The organism is Pseudomonas sp. LBUM1641, assembly GCF_059716235.1.
In genome coordinates this window covers 2,938,060-2,963,609 of sequence record NZ_CP166815.1, presented here as the reverse complement: position 1 = coordinate 2,963,609, position 25,550 = coordinate 2,938,060, and the positions used below count along the sequence as shown (strand labels likewise).

Below are 25,550 nucleotides of genomic sequence, written 5' to 3'. Positions count from 1 at the left end.
TTCTCCGTCGAAAGTGCTTAAAGATCCAGCAGCCAGCTGTGCTGCGGGTCGTTATGGAAGTGCCAGGCGCGCTTGGGGCCGGCCATCACGTTCAGGTAGTAAGACTCGTAGCCATACGGCACGCTGACCGGGTGATACCCCTTGGGCACCACCACCAGGTCGCTATTTTCCACGGCCATGGCCTGGTCGATGCTGCGGTCGTCGGTGTAGACGCGCTGGAACACAAAGCCCTGGGGCGGGTTGATCTGGTGGTAATAGGTTTCTTCGAGAAAGCTCTGGTGCGGCAAGTCGTCGGTGTCGTGCTTGTGGGGCGGGTAGCTCGACGAGTGACCGGAGGGCGTGCGCACTTCCACCACCAGCAGCGAATGGGCGGGTTCGCTGTCGGGCAGGATGTCGCACACATAGCGGGTGTTGGCGCCCTTGCCGCGTACGCTGCGCTTGCATTGCTCGGGGCGGATCAGGCGGGGGGCCAGGCCGGCGTCGGTTGAGCCGGGAGCGGCGCAGACGGCGATTTGTACGTCGCTCAACGCGGTGACCTGGGCGTCGGTGCCCGGTGGCAGGTAGGCGGCAAAGGGGGATTTGTCTTCGAAGACCGAGTGGCGATCACCGAGGTTTTCCCAGTTGAAGCCTTCGCCCTGAATCGTCACCCGGCCGCTGAGCAGCACCAGGCACAGCTCTTTATCACCGGCCGTCACGGGCAGGGTTTCGCCCAGGCTCAGGCGGTAGGCGGCAAACCCCACGTATTCCAGACGCCCTTCTTCCAGGGCGACCATGGTTTGCCCGCGTTTGCTGCTTTTGACCAACAGGCTCATTGTTCAATCCTCTCGCTGAGAAGCGCGCGCAGCGTGTCGTAGCCTTTCTTCGCATAGATGTAGCTCGGCGCCACGGCTGGATCCTGTTCCGCCTCCACCACCAGCCAGCCCTTGTAATTGGCGGCCAGCAGCACGTCCAGCAATGCGGCGAAGTCGATATCACCGTCGCCGGGCACGGTGAAGGTGCCGTTGACGATGCAGTCCGGGAAGCTCCACATCTGGTTGCGCGCCAGTTGCACCACCGGCTTGCGCACGTCCTTGAAGTGCACGTGGCAGATGCGGTCGATGTGTTTGCGCAGCACCTCGATCGGTTCGCCGCCGCCCATGTAGCAGTGGCCCGAGTCGAACAGCAGACCGACTTCCGGGCCGGTGCGGCGCATCAGTTGGTCGATGTCCTCCGGGGATTCGACGTAGGCGCCCATATGGTGGTGGTACGCCAGGCGCACGCCCTGGGACAGGGTGAAGCGCGCCAGTTCGGTGAGTTTGTCGGCGTATTCCTGCCAGGCCTGTTCGCTGTGGAAACGCGGGCGTTCCATCAGGCGCACCGGTGAACCCTGGATCGAGTCGGCGACTTCGCCATACACCAACACGCTGGCGCCATTTTCGCGCAGCAGTTCCACATGGCTGGCGATGGCTTCGATTTCTTCCGCCACCGAGCGCCGGGCCAGGCGGCTGGAGTACCAGCCGGAGACCAGTGCCAGGTCATAAGGGCGCAAGACATCGCCAACGCCCTTGGCGTCCTTGGGGAATTTACCGTTGAGCTCGAAACCTTCGTAGCCGATGTCCTTGCCTTCGCTGAGGGCCGTGCTCAACGGCGTTTCGCCGCCCAGGGCCGGCAGGTCGTCGTTGCTCCAGGAGATCGGGTTGATGCCAATTCGGATAGCGGGCATGGCTGCACCTATTATTGTTTTCTAGCTTAAGGCGGGTGAGATCTGCTTTATGTGGGAGCTGGCTTGCCTGCGATGGCATCACCTCGGTGCACCTGTTGGACCGAGTCGTCTGCATCGCAGGCAAGCCAGCTCCCACATTGGATTGCATTCCAGTCAACGACCGGTGTTTAACTTCGGGCGCTGCGCCAGGCATTGATCAGCTGTTCGAATATGCCCTGGGCTTGTTGAATCAACCCCTCATCGTCAATCTCCCCCGCCAACCAGGCTCGGCTTGGCTCCTGGAAGATCGTGCGACCCACGGCGAAACCACGGCAGGTCTGGCTCTGGCTGGCTTGCTGGAAGCCATCGGCCAGGCATTCGGCGGAAGCGTTCAGGCCCAGCAGCACCACGCCCCGGCAGTAGGGATCGCGTTCCTGGATCAGTTCGTCGAGCTTTTTCCAGTCTGCGGCCGACTGCGCCTCGATCTTCCACCACGCCGGGTAGATACCCAGGTTGTACAGGCGCTTGAGGCTGCGGTAGAGCACGTCGGGATAGGTGGACGAATGGTCCTTGGGCGGCACGATTTCCAGCAGCAACTCATGCCCGCTGACCAGGGACGCTTGATACAGGGCCTTGAGTTGAGCTTCCTGTTCCAGGCGCAGCAGCGGCTCGTCGTCGGGGTGGAATTGCACCAGGCACTTGATGATTTGCTCTTGGGGCCAGGCAAGCAGGTTGCTGCCCACCGAGCGGCCGTGTTCAAAGGCCAGCGGCCGTGAGTTCTGGACTTCCACGGGGCGGGCGATCCACCAGCCGCGACCGCTGGCGGCGTTCAGCGCGTCCTGGCCGAAGCGTTGATCGGCCAGAATCCCGACGTCAGCCTCGATGCCCTGCTCCGCCAGTTTGCTTTCAACCCGTTCCACGGCCTGGATAAACAGTTGCTTGAGGGCGCTGATGCGCGTCGGGTCCTGGCCGCCTTTTTGGGCCAGTTCCACCAACTGCCAGCGATGATCGAAGGCAAACACAAACAGCTGCTTCCAGGCTTTGCGCGGCACGCTGACCCGGTGCAGGCGTTGCAACACCGCGTCCTGGTCCGGACGCGTAATCGGCACCGGGCTGTTGAACAGGTAATCGAGTTCGGCGCGGGTGGGCATCGCCGGTGCGCAGGCATGGCGCGACACCACCAGGCCGCCGCAGGCATTGGCCAGCTGGGAGCAGCGCTCGTCGCTGGCGTCTTCAAGCCAGCCACTGAGGAAGCCGGACATAAAGGCATCACCGGCGCCCAGGACGTTGAGCACTTCCACCCGTACGCCAGGGTAGATCGCGCCATCTTCAAGGCGGGCCGGGATGTCGCCGTGAATTACCGTGCAGCCCTGCGGGCCAAGCTTGACCACCAGGGTTGCGCAAGTCAGGCCACGCACCGTGCGCAGTGCAGTGAGCAAATCTTCGCTGCCACCGGCAATCAGGAATTCTTCTTCAGTGCCGACGATCAGGTCAAAACGCGGGAGGATTTTCTGCACGTGCTGGCTGACATTCTGGTCGGCCACAAACCGGGTTTCACCGTCGGCCTTACCGGCCAGGCCCCAGAGTACCGGGCGGTAGTCGATGTCGAGCACGCGTTTGACGTTGTGCTTCTCGGCGTAGTCCAGGGCCTGGACGCTGGCCTTGTACACGCCGTCGGTGGAGAAGTGAGTGCCGGTGATCAGCAGCGCCTTGCTGGAAGCGATAAACGCTTCGCTGATGTCTTCGGCGCGCAGGGCCATGTCGGCGCAGTTCTCGCGGTAGAACACCAGGGGGAAGGTTTCGCGATCCTTGAGGCCCAGCAGCACCAGGGCGGTGAGGCGTTCCGGGTCGACCTTGATGCCGCTGACATCGCAACCTTCACGGGCCAGGGACGCCAGCAGGAAACGCCCCATATGGTCGTCCCCTACCCGGCTCAACATCGCCGACTTGAGCCCCAGCCGCGCGGTGCCGAACGCGATGTTGGCGGAGGAACCGCCGAGGTACTTGGCGAAGCTTGAGACATCCTCCAGCCGTGCACCCACTTGTTGTGCGTAAAGGTCGACGCCCAGGCGTCCCAGGCAAATCAGATCCAATTGACGCCCACTGGCAAAACGAGTCTGGCCCATGCTGGCTCCTGTTATTTTTATCAGCCTGCGTGTGCCGTCGTGGTGGCGGCATACGCTCTTGGTGCAAGCAGACTAGAACGTCTGGCGACGCCAATCAATATTTATTCTATAAATATTTTTTGTGGAATATATTTTCCAATAAGCCACCATTGGCGTGCTCCAGCCACGGTGCATCGTTTCAGCTGCACCGTGGGGCGGGATGCCGAGGTATTTTTTTGCGCCTACCCTGTAGACTTGCGCACATCGACTTATTGTCTGGGGCGACTCAACGCGCCCTATAAGAACAAGCCAGAAGGATTCCCTATGTCCCAGAGCGCCCCGGAAGACGCACTCGCCAGCCCACCGCTGAACGCCGAGCGGTTGTTGCAGCTGATCACCGATGAGTACGAGAGCCTGCCGCGCCAGCTCAAGCGCATCGCCAGCTACATGAGCCAGCAGAGCGACCGGATCATGGTCGACCGCATCAGCGACATTGCCCGCGAATGCGAAGTGCACCCGTCGGCCATCGTGCGGTTTTCCCAGCGTTTCGGGTTCAGTGGCTTCAGTGAGATGCAGGCGTTGTTCCGCGAGGCCTACACCCACAAGACCACGCCGGTGCAGAACTACCAGCAGCGCATCCGCAGCATGATCGCCAACAAGTCGCAGAAAGCCAGCGGCGGCGACCTGGCGCGTGAGTGCGTGAATGCCACGCTGTCGGGGATCGAACGCCTGGGGCTGGAACTGGATGACGTGGCCTTCGACAAGGCCGTGGACCTGGTGGTGAATGCCGACAATATCTACGTGGTGGGCGTGCGCCGCTCGTTCGCCGTGGCGGATTACCTGGTGTACAACCTGCAGCACACCAACAAGCGCATTCACCTGGTGTCGGGGTTGGGCGGCAGCTACCGCGAGCAGATGCGCAGCGTACGGGCGAATGACCTGGTGATTGCCATCAGCTTTACGCCCTATGGCAAGGAAACCCAGCACTGCCTGCGGATTGCCCAGCACCATCAGGCCAAGACGTTGATTATTACCGACAGCAACCTGTCGCCCCTGGCCAAGCGGGCGAGCACGGTGTTGCTGGTGAATGAAGGCTCGTCGTTTGCGTTCAGGTCATTGAGCGCGACGCTGTGCCTGTGCCAGGCATTGTTTATTGCCGTGGCGTATCGGCTGGAATTGAAGGTCGATGAGATACATGAGCAGGTGGGATTCGACGACTGACGGCGATCATGTAGGAGCTGGCTTGCCTGCGATGGCGGTGGATCAGTGCCAGATGTACAGGCTGACACACCGTCATCGCTGGCAAGCCAGCTCCTACATTTAGCGCAGTGCCCTTCGCAACACCTTGCCCACCGTCGTCTTCGGCAACTCTTCCGTACGAAACTCCACAAACCGCGGCACCTTGTACCCCGTCAGGTATTCCCGGCAATGCGCCAGAATCTGCTCCTGGGTCAAGCTTTGGTCCTTGCGCACCACGATGATTTTCACCCGCTCGCCGGTCACGCCATCCTCAATCCCTATCGCCGCCACTTCCGCCACGCCGGGATGCAGCGCCACCACGTCTTCGATCTCGTTGGGGTACACGTTAAAACCGGAGACCAGGATCATGTCCTTCTTGCGATCCACCAGGCGGATGAAGCCCTGCTCATTCATCACCCCGATATCGCCGGTGGACAACCACCCTTCGGCATCCAGCACCTCGGCCGTTTCTGCCGGGCGCTTCCAGTAACCCTGCATCACCTGCGGCCCGCGTACTTGCAGTTCGCCCTGCTCGCCCAGCTCCGCCAGTTCACCGTCTTCACGAACAAACCGCACCCAGGTCGACGGCAGCGGCACGCCGATGCTGCCGGTGAATTCCATCTCGCGCATGCGTGAGATGTCGATGGGGCTGATGCTCACTACCGGCGAGCACTCGGTGAGGCCGTAGCCTTCGATGATCGGCAAGCCGGTGACTTCCTTCCAGCGCTTGGCCACGGCGGTGTGGGTGGCCATGCCGCCGGCAATCACCATGCGCAAATCGGAAAAGTCCCGGGCGCAGAACTCCTTGTTTTCCAGCAGGCCATTGAACAGCGTGTTCACCCCGGCAATCCCGTTGAAACGCTCCTTGCGCAGGATCATCTGCACCCGTTTCACGTCCCGCGGGTTGGCGATCAGGATGTTGCGCCCGCCCAGGCACATGAACATCAGGCAGTTCACCGTCAGGGAAAAGATGTGGTAGAGCGGCAGCAGCGTGACGTTGGTTTCCTGCTGGTTCTGGTCGAGTTGATCACCCACCCACGCCTTGGCCTGCAATAGGTTGGCGATAATATTGCGATGGCTGAGCATCACGCCCTTGGCATCGCCGGTGGTGCCGCCGGTGTATTGCAGGAAGGCCAGGTCTTCGCGATTCATCGGCACCGCGAGATGGGTCTGCCCGCGTCCCTGCTTCAGCACCTGGTTGAAGCGCACCGCCCCCGGCAGGTTGAAGCGCGGAACCTGCTTCTGCACGCTGCGCAGGATGAAGTTCATCGCCGCGCCCTTGAAGGTGCCAAGCAAATCGCCGATAGCGGCAATCACCACACGTTTGACGGTGCTGGCCGCGACCACCTTCTCTAAGGTGTGGGCGAAGTTTTCGAAGATCACAAGGGTCTCCGCTCCGCTGTCCTTGAGCAAATGCTGCAGCTCTCGGGCGGTGTACAGCGGGTTGACGTTGACCACCACGGCGCCCGCGAGGATCGTGCCCAGCAGGCAGATCGGGTATTGCAAGCAGTTGGGCATCATCAGCGCCACCCGATCGCCCTTCTTCACGCCCTGGGCTTGCAGCCACGCGGCAAAGGCGATGCCCTGCACCTCCCAGTCGGCGTAGGTCATCTCGGTGCCGATGCTGACGTAGGCCACGCGCTCGCGAAATTTGTGCAGGTGCTCCAGGAACACCTCGCGCAACGACGGGTACTCCTCGATGCCTGCATCAATGTCTGCCGGTACGCCGGGCAGGTAAGCGTTCAACCAGAGGCGTTCGGTCTGTTCCAGGCTTACAGCGTTCATGGCAGTCTCCTTGTTGTTTTTATGGTGGGAACTACTTTTCGACAATAGCGGTAATGCCCAACCCGCCCGCCGCGCAGATCGAAATCAAGCCACGCCCGCCGCCCCGCTGGTGGATGGCCTTGGCCAGTGCCGCGAGCTGCCGACCGCCAGTGGCAGCGAACGGGTGACCGCAGCCGAGGGAGCCGCCGTTGACGTTCATTTTGGCGCGGTCGATGCTGCCCAGCGGCGCGTCGAGGCCCAGGCGGTCGCGGCAGTAGTCCGGGTCTTCCCAGGCCTTGAGGGTGCACAGCACCTGGGCGGCGAAGGCTTCATGGATCTCGAAAAGATCGAAGTCGGCAAACGTCAGGCCTTCGCGCTTGAGCATGCGTGGCACGGCGTAGGCAGGGGCCATCAGCAGGCCTTCGGTGCCGTCGACGAAATTCACCGCTGCGGTTTCGCCGGTTCTCAAATAGGCCAAAACCGGCAAGCCGCGTTCGGCGGCCCATTCCTCGCTGGCCAGCAACACCACTGAGGCGCCATCGGTCAGGGGCGTGGAGTTACCGGCGGTGAGTGTGCCGTTCTGGCGGTCGTAGGCTGGGGACAGGCCGGCGAGTTTCTCCAGGCTGGTGTCGGCCCGCAGGTTGTTGTCCCGGCCCAGGCCGCGATACGGGCTGATCAAATCATCGAAGAAACCCTGCTTGTACGCCGCGTCCAGCCGCTGGTGGCTGGTGAGCGTCAGTTCGTCCTGGGCCAGGCGCTTGATCTGCCAACGCTTGGCCATTTCTTCGCAGTGTTCACCCATGGACAGGCCAGTGCGCGGCTCGCCATTGCGCGGCAGCAGCGGCTTGAAGAACATCGACGGGCGCACGCTCATCAATGCCTTCAACTTGGCGCCGTTACCCTTGGCGCGGTTGGCTGAAAGCAAGGTCCGACGCAGGGACTCGTTGATGCCGATGGGCGCATCGGACGTAGTGTCGGAACCACCGGCAATGCCCACTTCGATCTGCCCAAGGGCGATCTTGTTCGCCACCAGCAACGCGGCCTCCAGGCCGGTGCCACAGGCTTGTTGCAGGTCGTAGGCCGGGGTTTCCGGAGACAGCGTGGTGGACAACAGGCTTTCCCGGGCCAGGTTGAAATCCCGGGAATGCTTGATCACCGCACCGGCGGCAAACTCGCCCAGGCGCAGGCCGTGAAGGTTGTAGCGATCCACCAGGCCTTGCAGGGCAGCGACCAGCAAATCCTGATTACTGTCATGGGCATAGACGGTGTTGGAGCGAGCGAACGGAATACGGTTGCCGCCGATAATTGCCACGCGGCGGGTCGGGGCCGGGTTGAAGCTGTAGTCACTCATCGAGGGTTCTCATTCCAGATAAACAGCCCACGCATATGGGGTTTGTCACCGGCGAAATTGCGCACTTCAAACTCACGACGCGCGCCGGTTGGCGGGACGTTCCACAAGGCGACCTGGCCGGGCAGGAAGATCGGCAACTTGAAGTCGCAGTGGGCTTCGGCCTGCTCCAGTCCACCCGGAGGTTGCTGGGCGGCCAGTGCGCGGCCAAGGGTCCACATGCCGTGGGCGATGGCCCGGCGAAAGCCGAAGAGTTTGGCGCCGATCACCGAGGTATGAATCGGATTGAAATCCCCCGAGACCTTGGCGAAACGCCGCCCGAGGTCGGCCGGCAGCACCCAGCGTTGGGTGCGCAGCAAACCTTCCTCCTGCAACGGCAGCACGTCGTCCCACGGTTCGCCGACCGGGTCTTTTACGTCACGGCGCAGGTACAGGCTGTCGCTCTCCCACACCAGGGTGCCCGCACTGTAGGCGCGGGTGGCGATGCTCAGGGCCTGGCCCTTGGGATGGGCGACCCAGCGCTCGCAGTACACCTCCAGCCGCAGGGCCTGGCCCGCGTCCAGGCGTTGATGCTGACGGATGCGATTGGCCAAATGCACCATGCCGCTGGCCGGGTACGGGAAGCTCGGCCGGGTCAGCAGCATCAGGTGCAGCGGGAACGCCAGCACATGGGGATAGGACAGCGGCACGCCTTGCTCACGGCGAAAACCGCAGGCCCGACCGTAGGCCGCGATCCCTTGGGCAGACAGCTCAACGGCCGAACGTACCAGGCGGTCTTTCGGTAACGTCGGCGTACCTTCCACCTTGGGTTTGCGCAGGGCCAATACCCCGTCCAGCAACAGCCGCGAGCGTGATGGCGGCGGGTCGATAATCTGCGTTACATAGTCCATAGGTCAGGCTCCCAACAGGCTTTGGCCGCAGACCCGCACCACCTGGCCATTGACCCCGCCGGAAGCCGGATGCGCCAGCCAGGCGATGGTTTCTGCCACGTCGATAGGCTGCCCGCCTTGGGACATGGAATTCATCCGCCGCCCCGCTTCGCGAATCATCAGCGGGATCTTCGCGGTCATCTGGGTTTCGATAAAACCGGGAGCCACCGCATTCACGGTCACTTGCTGCGCCGCTGCTTGCGGTGCCAGGCCTTGCACCAGGCCAATCACACCGGCCTTGGACGTGGCGTAGTTGCTTTGCCCGAGGTTGCCCGCAATGCCGGAAATCGACGAGACACACACGATCCGCCCACCCGGCTTCAGGCCCTGGCTTTCCAGCAGCGCCGTGCTCAGGTGCAAAGGTGCTTCCAGGTTCACCGCCAGTACGCTGCGCCACGCGGATTCGGTCATCTTGGCGATGGTCTTGTCGCGGGTGATCCCGGCGTTGTGCACCACCACGTCGAATGCGCCGTGTTGGCTGATATGGGCTTGCAATTGCTGCGCGGCATCGGTGGCGGTGATGTCCAGCGCCAGTGCGCTGCCACCGACACTGCTGGCCGCCTGTTGCAATGATTCCTGGGCTTGGGGCACATCCACGCAGACCACCTGCGCACCGTCACGGGCCAGCACCTGGGCGATTGCCAGGCCAATGCCACGGGATGCGCCGGTGACCAGGGCGCGGCGGCCGCTGAGGGGTTTGTCCCAGTTGATTTCGGTTTGGGTGTCGACTGGTTTTTCCAGACGCACCACCTGCCCCGAGACATAGGCCGAGCGCCGCGACAGGAAGAACCGCAGGCTGCTTTCCAGTGCACCTTCGGCACCCGGGGCGACGTAGATCAACTGCACGGTGATCGCCCGGCGCAGTTCCTTGGCCAGTGAGCGCACCAGGCCTTCGAGGGCGCGTTGGGCGATAGCCTGGGGCAAATCCTTGCACAACTCCGGCGCGGTTCCCAGCACCACCACCCGGGCGTGTTGGCCCAGGCGCTTGGCGTTGGCGTGGAAGAATGCGTAGAGCTCGTCCAGTTGCTTGAGGTCGGCGATGTCGCTGGCGTCGAACACCGCGCCCTGGACCTTGACGGTGGAAGGTGCCTTGAGGGTCGCGGCGGTGGCGGGCACCGTGTCGGTGGCGCTGAAGATGCGCTGGATCTCAGCAGTCAGGCGCCCTGCCCCGGCGACGATCACCGGGTTGGCCAGGCCGTATTGGCCGCTGCGATGGCGTTGCAATGCCAGGGGTTGCGGCAGGCCCGCAGTCTGCGCCAGCCAGCGGCCCCAAGGGGAATTGACGAACGAGAGGTAGCTGTCACTCATGGATAAATTCACTCACAACACGGTCTTGCCATGGAAACCCGATCCCTGTGGGAGCTGGCTTGCCTGCGATTGCGGTGTGTCAGCCAACACATCTGGCACTGAACCAACGCTATCGCAGGCAAGCCAGCTGCCACATTGACCGTGTTCCCCCAGTTCCAATCAGTTGACCGGCGCGTTTTCGCTTTGGTTGGCGCGGCGCTTGGCGGTCGGTTTGGCGGCCTGTTCCAGCGCCTGTTGGCGCTGTTGCAAGGCTTCCAGCAAGCCGAAGTCCTGCGGGAAGTCGTCCACCTGGATCGCGTGATCGCCGTATTCCACATAGCGCGCCAGCAAGCTGTCTTCGTCGTCGCTGATCAGGTCCAGCGCCCGCGCCTTGACTCGCCACGGCGTAAACGCCACACCGGAAATCGGCATCGGTTCGATCAGGCCTTGCTTGATCGCACCCTTGAGCCGCGCCTCGATCAGTTCCACTTGCGGCAGCAGACGGAAGCCCAGTTCGCCATACGCAAGCTTGTCGATTTCCGGCCGCGGAATGTAGGAATTGCCCAGCAAGCGGTCGCGGGTTTCCCCCGGCACTTGCACCAGTTCCGCCACTTGCGCCAGCAGGCGATCCGACGGTTTGCGCAGGGGAATGCCAAACGGGAAGGTCAAGCCACGCACCACCGCCGCTGCGGCTTTCGACGGATAGTTGTCGAGCACTTCAGCCAGGGCTTCATGGGCACGCAGCAACGCGTCCTGGGCCGCCCAATGCACCAGCGGCAAATCTGCCTGAGGCCGGCCATCATCTTCAAAGCGCTTGAGCACGCAGGACAGGATGTACAGCTGGGACAGAATGTCTCCCAGCCGCCCGGTGATACTTTCCTTGCGCTTGAGGGCACCGCCCAGCACGCCCATGGAAATGTCCGAGATCAACGCCAGTACCACCGACAACCGATTGGCCTGGCGGTAGTAGGACGCCAGCGCCGGATCGGTTTTGCCGGGCACGGAAATCAACCGCCCGCCCGTCAGCGAATGCACCGCGGCACGTACGGTATTGGCCAGCACAAAGCTCAGATGGCCGAACATCGCGCTGTCGAAATCCACCAGGGCCTTGCGCCGGTCGGTGTTGCGCGCCGCTTCCATCTCGCGGAACACATAGGGATGGCAACGAATCAGGCCCTGGCCGTAGATGATCAGGCAACGGGTCATGATGTTCGCGCCTTCCACCGTGATGGCGATGGGGCTTTGCTGGTAAGCCCGGGCGAGGAAGTTGTTGGGCCCCATGCAGATGCCCTTGCCGGCCACGATGTCCATGCCGTCGTTGACGATGATCCGCGCTCGCTCAGTAACGTGGTATTTGGCGATGGCCGAGATCACCGACGGCTTTTCACCGGCATCCAGTGACGCCACCGAGACCTGGCGCACTGCGTCGCAGGCATACAGATGCCCGGCCATGCGTGCCAGGGGCGCTTGCACGCCTTCGAACTTGCCGATGGGCAGGCCGAATTGCTTGCGCATCGCCGCATAAGCGGTGGTGCCGCGTACGGCCACCTTGCCCAGGCCGACGTTGGCCGACGGCAGGGAAATCGCCCGGCCAGCCGCCAGGCATTCCATCAACATGCGCCAGCCATTGCCGACTTGTTCGCGGCCACCGATTACCCATTCCAGCGGGATAAATACATCCTTGCCGGTGGTTGGGCCGTTTTGGAACACGGCGTTGAGTGGCCAGTGACGCCGGCCGCTGTTCACGCCCGGATGGGTGGTCGGGATCAACGCACAGGTGATGCCCAGGGAGCCGGGCTGGCCGAGCAAACCGTCTGGGTCTTCGGCACGGAATGCCAGGCCGAGCACGGTGGCGATTGGGCCGAGGGTGATGTAGCGCTTGTCCCAGGTCACGCGGAAACCCAGCACTTCCTCACCTTCGTGCAGGCCCTTGCAGACGATGCCCAGGTCTGGAATTGCCCCTGCGTCAGAGCCGGCATAGGGGCTGGTCAGGGCGAAGCACGGGATGTCTTCGCCACGGGCCAGGCGTGGCAGGTAATAGTTGCGCTGGGCGTCGGTGCCGTAGTGCAGCAGCAGTTCTGCCGGGCCCAGGGAGTTGGGCACCATCACCGAAATCGCCGCCGCCGAGCAACGGGTCGAGAGCTTCATTACCACTTGCGAATGCGCATAGTGGGAGAAGCCTTTGCCGCCGTATTGCTTGGGAATGATCATGCCGAGGAAGCCGGCATCCTTGGTGTACTGCCAGCCTTCGGGGGACATGTCTTGCCAGACCTGGGTGGTTTCCCAGTCGTTGGACATGTCGCACAGGGTCTCCACTTCGTTGTCGAGGAAGGCCTGTTCTTCAGCGCTGAGGCTGGCCGGTGCGGCTTGCAGCAGGCGCTCCCAGCGCGGTTTGCCGCTGAACAGCTCGGCGTCCCACCACACGGTGCCGGATTCGATGGCAGCGCGCTCGGTGTCGGACATCGCCGGCATGATGCTGCGGAAAAGGCCCAGGGCCTTGCTGGTCAACAGCGCGCGGCGCAGGGGTTTGATCGTCAGTAGCAACGCGGGCAATACCACCAGCACCGCCACCACGCTGGCGCCGAAACTGGCCACCACGCTGAACAGGTAACCGACCGCCAGCCAGACCAGGCCGGCACCCAGCCAGAAGGTGGCAGCGGCTTGTCGATACGCCAGGGCAATCGCTGCTGCGAGTCCCGCCAATAACCAGATAACCATGGGATACCTCTACTCGATTCAGGGTACGGCCAGCGCCCAAACAGATCGGAATGACCTGTGACGTAAAGCCACACTACAAACTTGAAAAGATAAATTCAAATTTTGTTTTGAAATTTTTATTTAATGCTTGGACGAAAAAATAGCGGCTGAACAAAGTCAGCCTTGCAGGTTATGCGCAGGGAATCGAAATCGGACGACAGCGTGGAGCCGGGCACCAAACGGCAATGGCTGCCCTACTCCACGACTGCCCTCGACAACCTTAGAACTTATAGGTTGCCGACAAGCTGACCACATCACCCGAGGATTCAGCCTCGCCGTCCAACTGTGCCCCACCGAGACGATCAACGTTCTTGGTTTTCAGGTTGACCTTCTGCACGAACTGGTGGGAGTACGCAGCATCCACCGACAGGCCAGGAACCGCCTTGATGTCATAACCGGCACCAAAGGCCAGGAAGTAACGGTCACCGTCCGGAATTCGCGGGTCACGGGTGGAGTTGCGGGTAGGCGTCTGGTCGTAAGCCACACCGGCGCGCAGGGTGAGTTCGTCAGTGGCTTTGTAGTCGCCGCCAATCGAGGTCATCCAGGCGTTTTTGTAGTTGTAGGGTATGGCAACAATGGTGGTGCCTTGGGACTTGAGCGTCAGGTCCTGGAAGGAAGACCATTCAGTCCAGGTGGCACTCACCCCCAACGTCCAGCGGTCGTTGAACTGGTGAACCCAGTCAATCGACGCGGTCGCCGGGATATCCAGTTGGGTACTGGCGTGGGCACCGTCCGGGAACAGCTTGAGACCCGGGTAGGCGATTTCAACCAGGGTTTCGCCGTTTGGACCGATCGGATTGGTCATCGCGTTACGGCCGATGGCATCGGTGTAGATATTGTATTTGCCGGTCATCTTGTTTTTGATCTTGGCGTGATAGTTCAAGCCAAGTGTGTCTTGCAGCGTCGGCTTCCAAACCACGCCACCAAACCAGCCCACAGAGATGTTATCGACTTTCACACGCATCAGGGAATGCCCCAGCCCCGTGGGGAAACCCGAGCCTCCCAGCCCAGGAGAAACATCCGCAGCGGCCAGCAAATCAATGTTCTGGCTGACGAACCCTTGACTGCGCTGGACGATGGCACCACCACCGACCGAGAACTGATCATTCACCTTGAACGACAGGGAGCCGGTCAGACCAATGGTCTCGATTTTGGTATCGACCGCGAAATCCCGCAGTTTTGAATCTTCGTTCCAGGTGGTTTTCATACCCTGCGGTACGACTTGGCTGAGACCAAAGGCGAAACGGTCGCCCATGGGAATCACCAGAAAGCCGGTTGGCAGCCAAGCAGTGAAGCCGCCTTGCCCGCCATTATTATTGTTAAGGGCCGGGTCGCCTGTATTGCCCAGGTCATCCAGTACGGGCGTATTGGTCACCGGGTTGCCCGCGTAGTCATAGGCCTGGCCGCTGTATTTGATCTTGACCCGAGCGTAGTCAACGGTCTGTTGCGCGATGGTTGAATCGATAAAGGCCATGGCTGCCGGGTTGTTGTACGCGGCACTGGGGTCATTTTTGAACAGTGAACCGCCACCAAACGCACGACCCCATCCAGGCGCGCCGTAGGTCGGTGTGGAGAACCCACCCGCCTGGACTTGCCCCGCGGTCATCAAGCCCCCCAACAGGGCCAGTCCCAGTAACGTGTGAGCGTGTTGTTTCTTATTGTTCATGCGGCACTCCTTATTATTATTTACACCCGGCCCCTGCCGGTGGGTCGTATAACCACAGAACGTCTTTCAAAGAACGCCTGTCCTGGAACGGTGTATCGGTATTCAGGGATTGCGGGTGAGCGAACCGGTCAGCGTGGCGTTCAACGACACCAGGGTGCAGTGGCCATTCATGGCTTGACGGGTTGCGCTCAACACGTGGGTCCTGTTCTCCCCGACGGACTCAGACCACAGGTCATCGGGGCGTGAAATTATCCAACCGGCTCCACCGGTGGTTTCCCCAACCGGTGCCTCACACGAGGCACCGGTCTTTGAACGGGGTGATCAGCCCTTTACGGAGTCGCGCTTACGGGTTAACGGTCAGCGTTGGGGCAACAACACTCAGCGAAACCACGGTGCAGTTGCCGGTCAGCGCCTGATTGGCTGCCGACAGCGTTTTGGTGCCTGGCGTCCAGGTCACAGCGATGGTGGTTGGGCCGCAGTTGGTGGCCGGGATCGAGGTGATCTTGTAGCCGACGTTGGTGACGCTACCGGTGGTACCCGTTGCAGCCGTCAGTACCCAAGGCAGGTTGGTCAGCGTTGGCAGGCCACACAGACCGCCACCGGTCAGGGATGCACCGTTGATCGAGGCCACGCCACCGCTAACGTTGCCGGTAAAGGTGATGCCGCAGGTCACGGCGGCACCGAAGGACGAAGGCGACTTCACTACGATAGTGCCGGCGTTAGTCGAGAACGGACCATCCGGAGAGATCGAAGCCGCACTGGCCATGGAAGCTGCGCCGAAGCACATTGCGAAAGAAGTTGCACAAACGAGGGTTTTCAAGCTTTTCATTGTTTTTCCTCACATGTTATGGCGAGTCGTTTCGCCAGGGGTAATGGCCATGATCGAGAGGTCACGGTGAATCTGCAGAACTTCCCTTTCCAGCCAAATTTCAATTCAATTACCGCTACAAATTCGGGGGGGTGTTATTCAACAACTTTGAAAGTCGGGGGCATCTTGATCGACACCGTTTTAATCGTGCAGTCCTCGCCAATAGGCACATTGGCAGCTTCTAACTTGCCGGTGGCGTTGTCCCAAGTGCCATCTGCGGTAGAGGGTCCGCATTTACCGCCCAAGCCAAAGGCATGCACATCCACGGCGATCTTCGACATCGAGCCACTCTTGGTATCTTTCGCCACCAATACCCACGGCAAGTTGATCGCTTCCACCCGGCTGCACTTGAGGCCGCCGTCGAACTCGACTTTATCGACGTTCACCGACGAGCCATCCGCCGCCACCTTGCCGGCGACCTTGATGGTGCAGTCCGCGCTGATCAGCGCGCCCTTGGAAAAGCTGATGGGGCCCTGAGCAGTAAACGCGCTGCCGGCGGGTTCGATACGGGCGGCCTGGGCCTGGTGGTAAACGATCAGGCCCAGGGCGGCCAATACAATGTGCGTGGTGAACTTGGCAGGATTTTGCATGGTGTACGTCCTTCCCTTAATTTTATTTTTGTTCGGGTCAAACAACTTTCTTGCAACTAAGCCGTACTCGAAACCGGTAAAGCCTGGGCGATGAAAACCTGCGCGATACACAGATCCCGAGTACGTCCTACGACTGACTGCTTTACGTTAGAAGGGTTTGGTGGTGTTGCTGTACTTCTCCATGTACTTCAAACGCTGTGAAGGTTGAAGATTGGTCAGGGTAATATCCCCGGCATAATGATTAAGGACTCGGTGGTCCATGCGTCGTCGCCACAAGTACGGCACGTAAGCCCAGACAATCATGCTGGCATAGCCGTATGGCAGTTGCGGCGATTCATCAAAGTGACGCAGGGATTGATAACTTCTGGTTGGATTGGCGTGATGGTCGGAGTGCCGCTGCAGTTGGAACAGAAAGATATTGGTCACAATCCGATTGCTGTTCCAAGAATGCCGGGGCGAGCAGCGTTCATAACGCCCGTTCGGCAACTTCTGGCGCTTCAGGCCGTAGTGTTCAACGTAGTTCACCACTTCCAGCAGCGAGAAGCCGTAGATGCCCTGGATGATCAGGAACGGAATCACTGCCGCACCCAGCCAGGCGATCATCGCGCCCCACAACACCACGCTGTACATCCAGGCGCTGAGTACGCCGTTTTTCCAGTGCCAGGCCGGCAGGCCGAGTTTGCGCAGGCGTTCACGTTCCAGGTTCCATGCCGAGTGGGCGCTGAACCATACCGAGCGTGGCAGGAAGGCCCAGAAGCTTTCCCCCAACCGCGAACTGGCCGGATCTTCCGGGGTGGCAACGCGTACGTGGTGGCCACGGTTGTGTTCGGTATAGAAGTGCCCGTAGAAGGTCGGTGCCAGGGTGATCTTGGCCAGGATGACTTCCAGCAGGCGCGGTTTGTGCCCCAGCTCATGGGCGGTGTTGATGGCGATGCCGGTGGCGGCGCCAGTGGACATCGCCATGCCCAGGTAGGTGAACCAGCTGATTTCGCCGTGCAGTTGGGTGCGGGCCGTGATGTATGCGGCAGTTTTAGCCAGCCAGCTCGACGGTTCCAGCGCCGCGGTGGCTTGTAGCAGACCGCCGCTGATGATCCAGTCGATCCCGCCTGCCGCCAGCCACCCGGTGACCAGCACCGAGGCGATGACAAACAATACGCCGGTGTAGACGATCCAGCGGTAGTAGCTTTGGGATTCGAGGTTGCTGACGGCGGATTCCGGCGGGTTGCTGACGTCTTCACCCAGCAGGCCGTCGATCAATGGGATCAGGCCGAAGATCACCAGTACGCCAACCCACCACAGTTGTTGCACACCGGTGGTGATTGCCAGGGCGCCTGAGAGCAAAGGGGTTGCCAGGGGCATGATGCCGAGCCACCACAGGTGGCGCTTGGCGTCGGTCCAGACGTTCGGGGCAGCCAGGGTCTGATTCATGGCAACCTCCGTACGAGGCAGGTGGGCAGGGAGCAAAAATCAACACTAAACAGGTACACGGAGCGATGACTGCTCCGAGAATTCAACCATGCGATAAAAGGCGTTTTTTTCATTATTTTATTCGCTCTTAGGCATTTCAAAAATTATTTCAAATTAGACATTGAAATATTTTTTTAAATAAATAGCGCGGAATCGTTAGGTCGTCAACTAAATTCTTGAACCCTTATGAACGTGACCGGGCAGTCTCTTTTTCAGCCGATTGGTCAGGTGTCTAGGGCAAGCATTGACGGGGTCGAACCGCGAGTTCAGTCGCACAATTATTTACTCACCACGGCAAACGACGGATGCAACACCGTGGCGCTTTCCGGGGGCCGGACACGCTTGGCCACCTGCTCGACCACCGCCGCCACACGCTCTGTAGCGGTGATCGGCAGCATATGCCCACGCCCTTCCACCAACTGCAGCTTCAGGCCCGGCACCAGGCTGGCCAGGGCCTGGCCGTGTTTGCGGAAGTTCAGCACCTTGTCTTGCGCGCCATAGATCAGCCCGATGGGCAGCGTCAGTCGCGGGTAGCGCTTGACCATGTCCGGCAGGAACTCGTTGACCAGGTTGATCTCGGTGGAGGCCGCATAGAAGTTGTCGGGGCGCATGCCCAGCAAGCCGCCGCCGCGAGTGGCGAAGTCTTCCGGGGCGGGGTCGGGGGCGAACACGCCTTTGACCACCGAGCCTTTGGTCAGCAGGCCGATGGGCATGGTTAGGGTGTGCGACATGAAGCGTCGCAGCCATCCCGGACGTATCGCCAACGACATAAACACCAGCGGCAGCAAGCGCTGGGGATGGGTGAGCGGCGCCACCAGGATCAATCCGGACACCGCGTGGGGATGGTCCAGCGCCAGGGCCAGGGAAATCGCCCCGCCAAGGGAATGCCCCAGCACCAGCGGTTTATCCAGGTCCAGGGTCTTGATAAAGCTGGCGACTTGCCGGGCCTGGCCGGGCAGGTCGGCGGCCGTCCCGGCACGCCGGGTGGAATAGCCCGAACCCGGACGATCCAGGGTGATCACCCGAAAGTGCTCACGTAACTGGGCAGACAAGGCATACGTCAGGTTGCGACTGCTGCCCATCAGCCCGTGGATCATCACCAACGGCGGGCCCTTGCCCTCGTCTACATAATGAAAGCGCTCGCCATTGATCTCCAGAAAGCGCCCGTTGATCGGAACAGCGGCTTCTATACGCCGTGTCATCCGGGCACTGAAGCCCCACAACACTACGCTTAACCCTACAAACACACCCGCAGCGACAACCCACTCGACAGCCATAGCTCGGTCCTCTGCATCCCTGCGTTGCTGGCGGCCCGACCGGTATTGGTCAAGACCTCAGCCATCGTCCACACCCTGGACCTAACTGCGTGCGTAAAAGCCCTCGTCCGTCGGATAAGTCGCACTTGAGGAACTGGGTCGTAGCCTAGACGAAATTTTCAGGTAGATTATTTAAAATCTTTTTTAAAATAATAAATTCAATTTTTCTTTGCAATGGTGTTCTATCTAAAAGCCAAAACAAAAACAAGGAGCACATCCGATGTCGAAACCCGTAAGGCGCCACTGGCCCACGAGGGACAACCTATGAATGCCCATGACACCGTCGACATCGCCATCATCGGTTCCGGATTTGCCGGGCTGTGCATGGCGATCAAACTCAAGGAAGCCGGGTTCAACGACTTCTTTATTGCAGAGCAGGCCGATGCCCTCGGCGGCACCTGGCGGGACAACCACTACCCTGGCTGCGCCTGCGACGTGCAATCCCATGTCTATTCGTTTTCCTTTGCACCCAACCCGGACTGGACGCGGCAATTCGCGCCCCAGGCGGAGATCCGCGCCTACCTGGAACAGTGCGCCCGACGCTTCGAGCTGGTGCCGTTCCTGCGCTTTGGCATGGGGCTGGAGAAGGCAGTGTTTGATGAGGCGCAACAGCGCTGGAGCCTGAGTTTCAGCAATGGCCGCCAGGTCAGCGCGCGGGTGCTGGTGTCCGGGATGGGTGGCTTGTCGCGCCCGGCGCTGCCGGACATTCCCGGCCTGGACAGCTTCAAGGGCAAGCGCTTCCACTCCCAGCAGTGGGACCACGAGTATTCGTTGAAGGGCAAACGCGTGGCGGTGATCGGCACCGGCGCCAGTGCCATTCAGTTCGTGCCGCAGATTGCGCCGCAGGTGGCCCATCTGGACCTGTTCCAGCGCACCCCGCCATGGATCATGCCCAAACCCGACCGGCCGATTTCACGCGTCGAGCGCTGGGCCTTCAAGCATCTGCCCTTCACTCAGCGCCTGGTGCGCGGTGCGTACTATTGGGCGCTGGAAGGCCGCGTCGTGGGTTTTGCCCTGCACCCGCGCCTGATGAAAATGGTGCAGAAAATCGCGGTGCGCCACCTGCACAAACAAGTGGCCCGCCCTTCCCTGCGCAAGACCCTGACGCCGGACTACACCATCGGCTGCAAGCGCGTGCTGATCTCCAACGACTACTACCCGGCACTGTCGCGCAGCAATGTGCAGGTGGTGACCGACAACGTGCTGCGCATCGAGGCCGACGGGGTGATCACCGCCGACGGCATCAAGCACCCGGCCGATTGCATCATCTTCGGCACCGGCTTCCAGGCCACCGATCCCCTGCCCCGGGACTGCATCATCGGCCGCCACGGCATCGACCTGATGGACACCTGGCAAGACGGCGCCCACGCGTACCTGGGTACCACAGTGCCGGGCTACCCGAACCTGTTCCTGATCGTCGGCCCCAACACCGGGCTGGGGCATAACTCGATGATTTTGATGATCGAGGCCCAAGTCACCTACATCCTCGATGCCTTGCGCCAAATGCAGCGCCATCGCATCGCCACGGTGGACGTCAAGCCCGTGGTCGAACTCGCGTACAACGCCAGGCTGCAGGACCGACTCAAAGGCACCATCTGGACCACCGGCGGCTGCAAGAGCTGGTACCTCGACCCGCGCACCGGCAAGAACACCACGCTGTGGCCCGGCTCCACCTGGCGTTTCAAGCAGGTCACCCGGCATTTCGCCCTCAAGGACTATGTCGCCAGCCTGGTGCCGGTGCCGTCCACCCCGCGCCCGGCCGCAAATCCCCACCCCACAGCAGAAGGGAGCCTGTCATGAAGTCATTCAACGGCCGCGTGGCAGCCATCACCGGCGCGGCGTCAGGCATGGGCCGCGCGTTGGCCCTGGCATTGGCGCGTGAAGGCTGCCACCTGGCGCTGGCGGATAAAAACAGCCAGGGCCTGGAGCAGACCGTCGCGCTGATCAAGGCCCAGGTGCTTGCGCCAGTGCTGGTGACCTCGCAGGTGCTGGACGTTTCCGACCGCCAGGCGGTGGAGGACTGGGCGGCCCGCTGCGCCGCGGAACATGGCCAGATCAATATGATCTTCAACAACGCGGGCGTCGCGCTGTCCAGCACTGTCGAAGGCGTGGATTACACCGACCTGGAGTGGATCGTCGGGATCAACTTCTGGGGCGTGGTCTACGGCACCAAGGCCTTCTTGCCTTACCTCAAGGCCAGCGGCGACGGCCATGTGATCAACACCTCCAGCGTATTCGGCCTGTTCGCCCAGCCGGGCATGAGCGGCTACAACGCCACCAAGTTCGCCGTGCGCGGCTTTACCGAATCCTTGCGCCAGGAACTCGACCTGCAAAAAAGCGGGGTCTCGGCCACTTGCGTGCACCCCGGCGGGATCCGCACCGACATCTGCCGCAGCAGCCGGATCGACGCCAACATGACCGGCTTTCTGATCCACAGCGAACAGCAGGCCCGAGCCGACTTCGAAAAGCTGTTCATCACCGACGCCGACCAGGCCGCCAAAGTGATCCTGAACGGTGTACGCAAAAACAAACGCCGCGTGCTGATCGGCCGCGACGCCTACTTCCTGGACCTGCTCGCCCGCTGCCTGCCGGCCGCCTATCAAGCGCTGGTGGTGTTTGCCAGCAAACGCATGGCGCCGAAACAACGCAGTGCGCCCTCGCCCGTCCTTGAAACCAACGAAGAGCACCGTCTCTGAACTGGAGTACCGACCATGCTGCCGATTCGCCGCGACCTCCGTTTTGCCCTGCCGGCCGAACGCATCAAGAACTGGCATGAACAAGGCCCGTTCATCACGCACTTTTTCAACGCGCTGTCGTTGCTGTTTCCACAGGGCGAACTGTTCTTCATGGACAGCGTGCGCCACTATCGCCAGCGCATCGAAGACCCGGAACTGAAGAAGGAAATCCAGGGGTTCATCGGCCAGGAAGCCATGCACAGCCGCGAGCACGTGGCCTATAACGACCTGCTGCAAGCCGCCGGGCTGCCCGCGCATACTCTGGATCGCCGGCTGAAGATAATCCTCGACGCGCAAAAGAAATACATGCCCGCCTCGTTCAACCTGGCGGTGACCATTGCCCTGGAGCATTACACCGCGATGCTCGCGGAAATCCTCCTCAGCGACCCGTCGCGGTTCGGTGATTCGGTCAAGGGTTATCAGCAGATGTGGTACTGGCATGCCCTGGAAGAAACCGAGCACAAGGCGGTGGCCTTTGATGTGTGGAACAGCGTGATCAAGCCAGGGCCCCTGCGTTATTTGCTACGCACCGGCACCATGCTGACCACCACGCTGCTGTTCTGGGTGGTGGTCTTTGATTTCCATCTGCGCCTGCTGTTTGCCGACCGGCGTTCAGGCGGGCATTTGAAGGGCTTCTGGCGGATGCTCAAGTTTCTCTACGGGCCCAAGGGTGTGTTCCCGCGTATGGCATTGCCCTGGTTGCATTACTTCAAGCCCGGGTTTCATCCCTGGGACCACGACAACCGGGCGCGCCTGGCGGGCATTGACCAATTGGTGGAAGAGATCGAGCAGACCCATAAAAGTTATGGGCCCGCCTGAGTCCGCTTAACGCTGGGTCGGGATACGAATGTCGCCATCCCGGCACTGGCTTTTGACGCTGCGCGGGCAGCCGGCAAACGCCAGGTCCTTGGTCAGGCACACTCGCACTTCGGTCAACACTGCGCCCTTGCAAATCACTGCAAGGCCGTGGTTGCCCATGGCCGGGTTGCTCTCGCGAAACAGCGCTTCAATGTCCCGCGCAGCGAGGCCGCTGGGGACATTGAAGGGTTCCAGCTGCGGCGGGATCTTGACCACGCCCAGTGCCGCGTCGGTCTTGTCCAGATAGGCTGATGCCTCAAGCCCGCTGCAGGTGCCGTGCTTGGCCCATTCGTGCTTGAGCAGCTTGGGCGAGGGGAACAACGTCTTGCCCCGGGCATAGTCGGCATCCGACAACCGCGACTGCGGCGCACAGGACGCCGGCCAGCCACCCTTCGCGTATTGCGGCCACAGCCCATGCAGCACAAACCCGTAGCCCTTGCCCGAACATTGCTGGTCGTCCGGGTGCGTCAGGCAGAAGGTCGGCGACCAGGACAACGACAGCACGTAAAAATCAAACTCCCCGGCCTGCCCTTGGGCCCGGGGCGCTGCCGTCGCGGCACTTGCCAGTACCCACCACAACACAATCCAGGCTGCTTTGATTTTCATCCGTTCATTCCTTAAAAACAGAAAATTGAAGCACTGCTAGACCGCCAGGTTGGGGTTACGTTGTAGCACCCGGTCCATGACCCGATCGGTCTTCAACGCCTCGATCGCCAGCGCCGGGTGTTTGCTCTCACCGCGAATATGCGCGTTCATTCCCAGCACGTGATGCCACTGGATATTCGCATGATTGGGCACCTCCAGCGCTTCGCTGGTCTCGCCCTCAAGCCGCAACGGCGCCTCATCGAACACCGAGAACGTGATGCGACCCTTGCTGCCGATCATCTCCACCAAGTCCTCGCGACGGTCCGCGACAAAGTTCCAGCAGCCCATGCCCAACGCGCCCGAGGCGAAGGTCCAGCAGGCGGTGACGGCATCTTCGGCGGCATAACGCCCGGCCTGGCGCGCGGTAAACCCGGCCACATCGACGATATCCCCGACCAGGTACTGGAACAGGTCAAAACCATGGCTGGCCAGGTCGGCAAAATACCCGCCGCCGGCAATCAGCGGGTCGGTGCGCCAGTTGGCACTGCTGGCATCGTCTTCAGACGGCGGCTTGCACAAGGTCCAGGTCAGATGGCGCAACTCGCCGATGCGCCCGTCCTGCAACCAGTCCCGCACCTGCTGGAAGCGCGGCAGGGAACGCCGGTAATAGGAGACAAACAGGTGCAGCCCGGCCTGCTCGAAGGTGCGTTGCATCAGCGCGCTTTGCTCGGCATTCAGCGACATCGGTTTTTCGACGCAGCAATGTTTGCCTGCGGCGGCCACCATCAGGCTGTATTCGAGGTGACTGTCGGGCGGCGTGGCGATGTAGACCGCGTCCACTTCCGGGTCGTCAATCAGCGCCTGGGCGTCGGTGTAGAACCGGGCAATGCCATGGCGTGCCGCATAATCGCGCACGGCTTCCTCGCGGCGCCCCATCACGGCCACCAGCGCCGAACCTGGCGCTTTGTAGAAGGCGGGTCCACTCTTGAGTTCAGTGACACTGCCACAGCCGATCATGCCCCAGCGTACGGTGTTCATCTGCGTCTCCTTCAGGTGAGGTTTTTTCGATGGGGCAGTATCGGTGTTTTCCGGCCCCCTCTCCAGCCTGCCGGATAAAGACTGAGCATGACAATTGCATTACACTTTTATGACAATCATCTCACTGCGGGGGCACAGACGATGAAAATAAGGGCCACGGTGATTTGCGAGCACGACGGGCACATCCTGTTCGTGCGTAAAGCCCGATCGAAATGGGCACTGCCCGGCGGCAAGGTCGAGCGCGACGAGCGGCCAGTGGGCGCGGCCGCGCGGGAACTGGAAGAGGAAACCGGGCTGAACGTCGACGGTTTGCTGTTGTTACAGGAACTGAAGGCCAGCGACACGCTGCACCACGTGTTCGAGGCGTCGGTGGTGAATATCGACGAAGCCCGGCCGCTGAGTGAAATCAAGGAATGCCAGTGGCATCCCTTCACCCAGATGAAAGACCTGGACACCACCCAGGCCACCCAGCAAATCGTCAAATCTTTCCTGCGCCGCCTCTAGTCGGGAACGAACGGCAGCGCCCGCTTGTGAGCGGTCTTGAAGTAGGCGTTCTCGACAATCGTCCTCACCCGCTCACTCACCGCCTCACCCATCAGATAGCTGTCAATCTCGTCATAGCTGCAGCCATAGGCCAGCTCATCCAGCTTGCCCGGGGCCAGCTCTTCCAGGTCGGCGGTCGGCGCTTTCGTTACCAAGTGCGGTGGCCCGCCGAGGGCGCCGGCCAGCAGGCGCACCTGGGTCTTGGTCAGGCCGGACAGCGGTGCCAGGTCGCAGGCGCCGTCACCGAACTTGGTAAAAAAACCCATCAACGCCTCTGCGCCGTGGTCGGTGCCCACCACCAGGCCGTTATACAAATTCGCCACGGCGTACTGCGCCATCATCCGCGCCCGGGCCTTGACGTTGCCCTTGATAAAGTCGATGCGTTCAGCACTGGCCTGCCCGGCAGACAGGCTGCCCATCAGCCCGTCGACGCAGGCGGCAATGTTCAGCGTCTCGATCTGGTCCGGCGCGATAAAGTCCAGGGAGGCCTGGGCGTCGCGTTCGTCTGCCTGGGTTTTATAGGGCAGGCGCATCGCGATAAACCGCGCCTCGTAGTCCTCGTTGCGCAGTTGCTCCGCCGCCAGTTGGCACAGGCGCCCGGCGGTGAGTGAGTCGACGCCGCCGCTGATGCCCAGCACCAACGCGTGGCAGCCGGACTGGCGCAATGTGCGCTTGATGAAGTCGATACGCCGCTGTAGCTCAGCGCCTTCGCCGCCCTTGCCGAGCAGCCGGTTGATATTCAGTGCTTGTGCGATACGTGCCTGATTGTGCATG

The 25,550-nt window shown here is 61.4% G+C and carries 21 protein-coding genes; 5 read left to right on the top strand and 16 right to left on the bottom strand.

Annotated features, from left to right (window positions below; genetic code table 11):
• Positions 1–17: 17 nt before the first annotated feature.
• From iolB to ACA046_RS13530, 3 genes are all read right to left on the bottom strand, one after another.
• Positions 18–812, bottom strand: a complete 795-nt coding sequence (gene iolB, locus ACA046_RS13540) for a 5-deoxy-glucuronate isomerase (protein WP_003214687.1) — start codon at positions 810–812, stop codon at positions 18–20.
• Complete coding sequence (gene iolE / locus ACA046_RS13535; protein WP_497676759.1) at positions 809–1,702, bottom strand: myo-inosose-2 dehydratase; 894 nt, start codon at positions 1,700–1,702, stop codon at positions 809–811. The genes iolB and iolE overlap by 4 nt, the downstream gene beginning before the upstream one ends.
• A 167-nt stretch (positions 1,703–1,869) precedes the next feature.
• Positions 1,870–3,807, bottom strand: coding sequence for a bifunctional 5-dehydro-2-deoxygluconokinase/5-dehydro-2-deoxyphosphogluconate aldolase (locus ACA046_RS13530; RefSeq protein WP_497676758.1), 1,938 nt, complete (start codon positions 3,805–3,807; stop codon positions 1,870–1,872).
• A 303-nt stretch (positions 3,808–4,110) separates the two neighbouring features.
• On the opposite strand from ACA046_RS13530, the gene ACA046_RS13525 reads away from it, so the two are divergent.
• On the top strand, positions 4,111–5,007 hold the full coding sequence (locus ACA046_RS13525) for a MurR/RpiR family transcriptional regulator (RefSeq protein ID WP_076016234.1): 897 nt from the start codon (positions 4,111–4,113) through the stop codon (positions 5,005–5,007).
• A 99-nt stretch (positions 5,008–5,106) separates the two neighbouring features.
• Here the strand turns inward: ACA046_RS13525 and ACA046_RS13520 are convergent, their stop codons facing one another.
• The 10 genes from ACA046_RS13520 to ACA046_RS13475 all read right to left on the bottom strand — a co-directional run bounded on the left by ACA046_RS13520 (position 5,107) and on the right by ACA046_RS13475 (position 18,978).
• Positions 5,107–6,810, bottom strand: coding sequence for an AMP-binding protein (locus tag ACA046_RS13520; protein ID WP_497676757.1), 1,704 nt, complete (start codon positions 6,808–6,810; stop codon positions 5,107–5,109).
• A gap of 31 nt (positions 6,811–6,841) precedes the next feature.
• Entirely contained in the window at positions 6,842–8,140 is a 1,299-nt protein-coding gene (locus ACA046_RS13515) for an acetyl-CoA C-acetyltransferase (RefSeq protein ID WP_497676756.1), read from the bottom strand.
• Complete coding sequence (locus tag ACA046_RS13510; RefSeq protein WP_497676755.1) at positions 8,137–9,027, bottom strand: MaoC/PaaZ C-terminal domain-containing protein; 891 nt, start codon at positions 9,025–9,027, stop codon at positions 8,137–8,139. Before ACA046_RS13510 ends, ACA046_RS13515 begins: the two co-directional genes overlap by 4 nt.
• A gap of 3 nt (positions 9,028–9,030) precedes the next feature.
• Positions 9,031–10,374 (bottom strand): 3-oxoacyl-ACP reductase, encoded by a 1,344-nt coding sequence (locus ACA046_RS13505; RefSeq protein WP_497676754.1) that lies wholly within the window; start codon positions 10,372–10,374, stop codon positions 9,031–9,033.
• Between the two features lie 159 nt (positions 10,375–10,533).
• Positions 10,534–13,071, bottom strand: coding sequence for an acyl-CoA dehydrogenase (locus ACA046_RS13500; RefSeq protein ID WP_497676753.1), 2,538 nt, complete (start codon positions 13,069–13,071; stop codon positions 10,534–10,536).
• A 259-nt stretch (positions 13,072–13,330) separates the two neighbouring features.
• Positions 13,331–14,776, bottom strand: a complete 1,446-nt coding sequence (locus tag ACA046_RS13495; protein WP_076016240.1) for an outer membrane protein transport protein — start codon at positions 14,774–14,776, stop codon at positions 13,331–13,333.
• Positions 14,777–15,119: 343 nt separating this feature from the next.
• A complete protein-coding gene (gene praB, locus ACA046_RS13490) occupies positions 15,120–15,605 on the bottom strand; it encodes an alkane oxidation protein activator PraB (RefSeq protein WP_497676752.1) in 486 nt (161 codons plus the stop codon).
• A 134-nt stretch (positions 15,606–15,739) separates the two neighbouring features.
• Complete coding sequence (praA, locus tag ACA046_RS13485) at positions 15,740–16,234, bottom strand: alkane oxidation protein activator PraA (protein WP_017479886.1); 495 nt, start codon at positions 16,232–16,234, stop codon at positions 15,740–15,742.
• A gap of 147 nt (positions 16,235–16,381) precedes the next feature.
• On the bottom strand, positions 16,382–17,662 hold the full coding sequence (locus ACA046_RS13480) for an alkane 1-monooxygenase (RefSeq protein WP_497676751.1): 1,281 nt from the start codon (positions 17,660–17,662) through the stop codon (positions 16,382–16,384).
• A 317-nt stretch (positions 17,663–17,979) separates the two neighbouring features.
• Entirely contained in the window at positions 17,980–18,978 is a 999-nt protein-coding gene (locus ACA046_RS13475; RefSeq protein WP_497676750.1) for an alpha/beta fold hydrolase, read from the bottom strand.
• A gap of 303 nt (positions 18,979–19,281) precedes the next feature.
• Between ACA046_RS13475 and ACA046_RS13470 the strand changes: the two genes are divergently transcribed.
• The 3 genes from ACA046_RS13470 to ACA046_RS13460 are packed head-to-tail and all read left to right on the top strand — an operon-like array spanning position 19,282 to position 22,571.
• Complete coding sequence (locus ACA046_RS13470; RefSeq protein WP_497676749.1) at positions 19,282–20,817, top strand: flavin-containing monooxygenase; 1,536 nt, start codon at positions 19,282–19,284, stop codon at positions 20,815–20,817.
• Positions 20,814–21,713 carry an SDR family NAD(P)-dependent oxidoreductase gene (locus ACA046_RS13465; RefSeq protein WP_497676748.1) on the top strand — a complete coding sequence of 300 codons (900 nt, stop codon included), beginning with the start codon at positions 20,814–20,816 and terminating at the stop codon, positions 21,711–21,713. The genes ACA046_RS13470 and ACA046_RS13465 overlap by 4 nt, the downstream gene beginning before the upstream one ends.
• Before the next feature lie 15 nt (positions 21,714–21,728).
• Complete coding sequence (locus ACA046_RS13460; RefSeq protein WP_497676747.1) at positions 21,729–22,571, top strand: metal-dependent hydrolase; 843 nt, start codon at positions 21,729–21,731, stop codon at positions 22,569–22,571.
• 6 nt (positions 22,572–22,577) lie between these two features.
• Here ACA046_RS13460 and ACA046_RS13455 read toward each other — a convergent pair whose 3' ends face one another.
• Complete coding sequence (locus tag ACA046_RS13455) at positions 22,578–23,216, bottom strand: ribonuclease T2 family protein (protein ID WP_459028415.1); 639 nt, start codon at positions 23,214–23,216, stop codon at positions 22,578–22,580.
• 36 nt (positions 23,217–23,252) lie between these two features.
• Positions 23,253–24,233: a Gfo/Idh/MocA family protein gene (locus ACA046_RS13450; protein WP_497676746.1), complete on the bottom strand. Its 981-nt coding sequence runs from the start codon at positions 24,231–24,233 to the stop codon at positions 23,253–23,255.
• A 141-nt stretch (positions 24,234–24,374) separates the two neighbouring features.
• Between ACA046_RS13450 and ACA046_RS13445 the strand changes: the two genes are divergently transcribed.
• Complete coding sequence (locus ACA046_RS13445) at positions 24,375–24,737, top strand: NUDIX hydrolase (protein WP_459029268.1); 363 nt, start codon at positions 24,375–24,377, stop codon at positions 24,735–24,737.
• On the opposite strand, the gene nadE is transcribed toward ACA046_RS13445, so the two are convergent.
• Positions 24,734–25,549, bottom strand: a complete 816-nt coding sequence (gene nadE / locus ACA046_RS13440; protein ID WP_497676745.1) for an NAD(+) synthase — start codon at positions 25,547–25,549, stop codon at positions 24,734–24,736. The two genes, ACA046_RS13445 and nadE, sit on opposite strands and share 4 nt — an antisense overlap.
• Position 25,550: the final 1 nt, after the last annotated feature.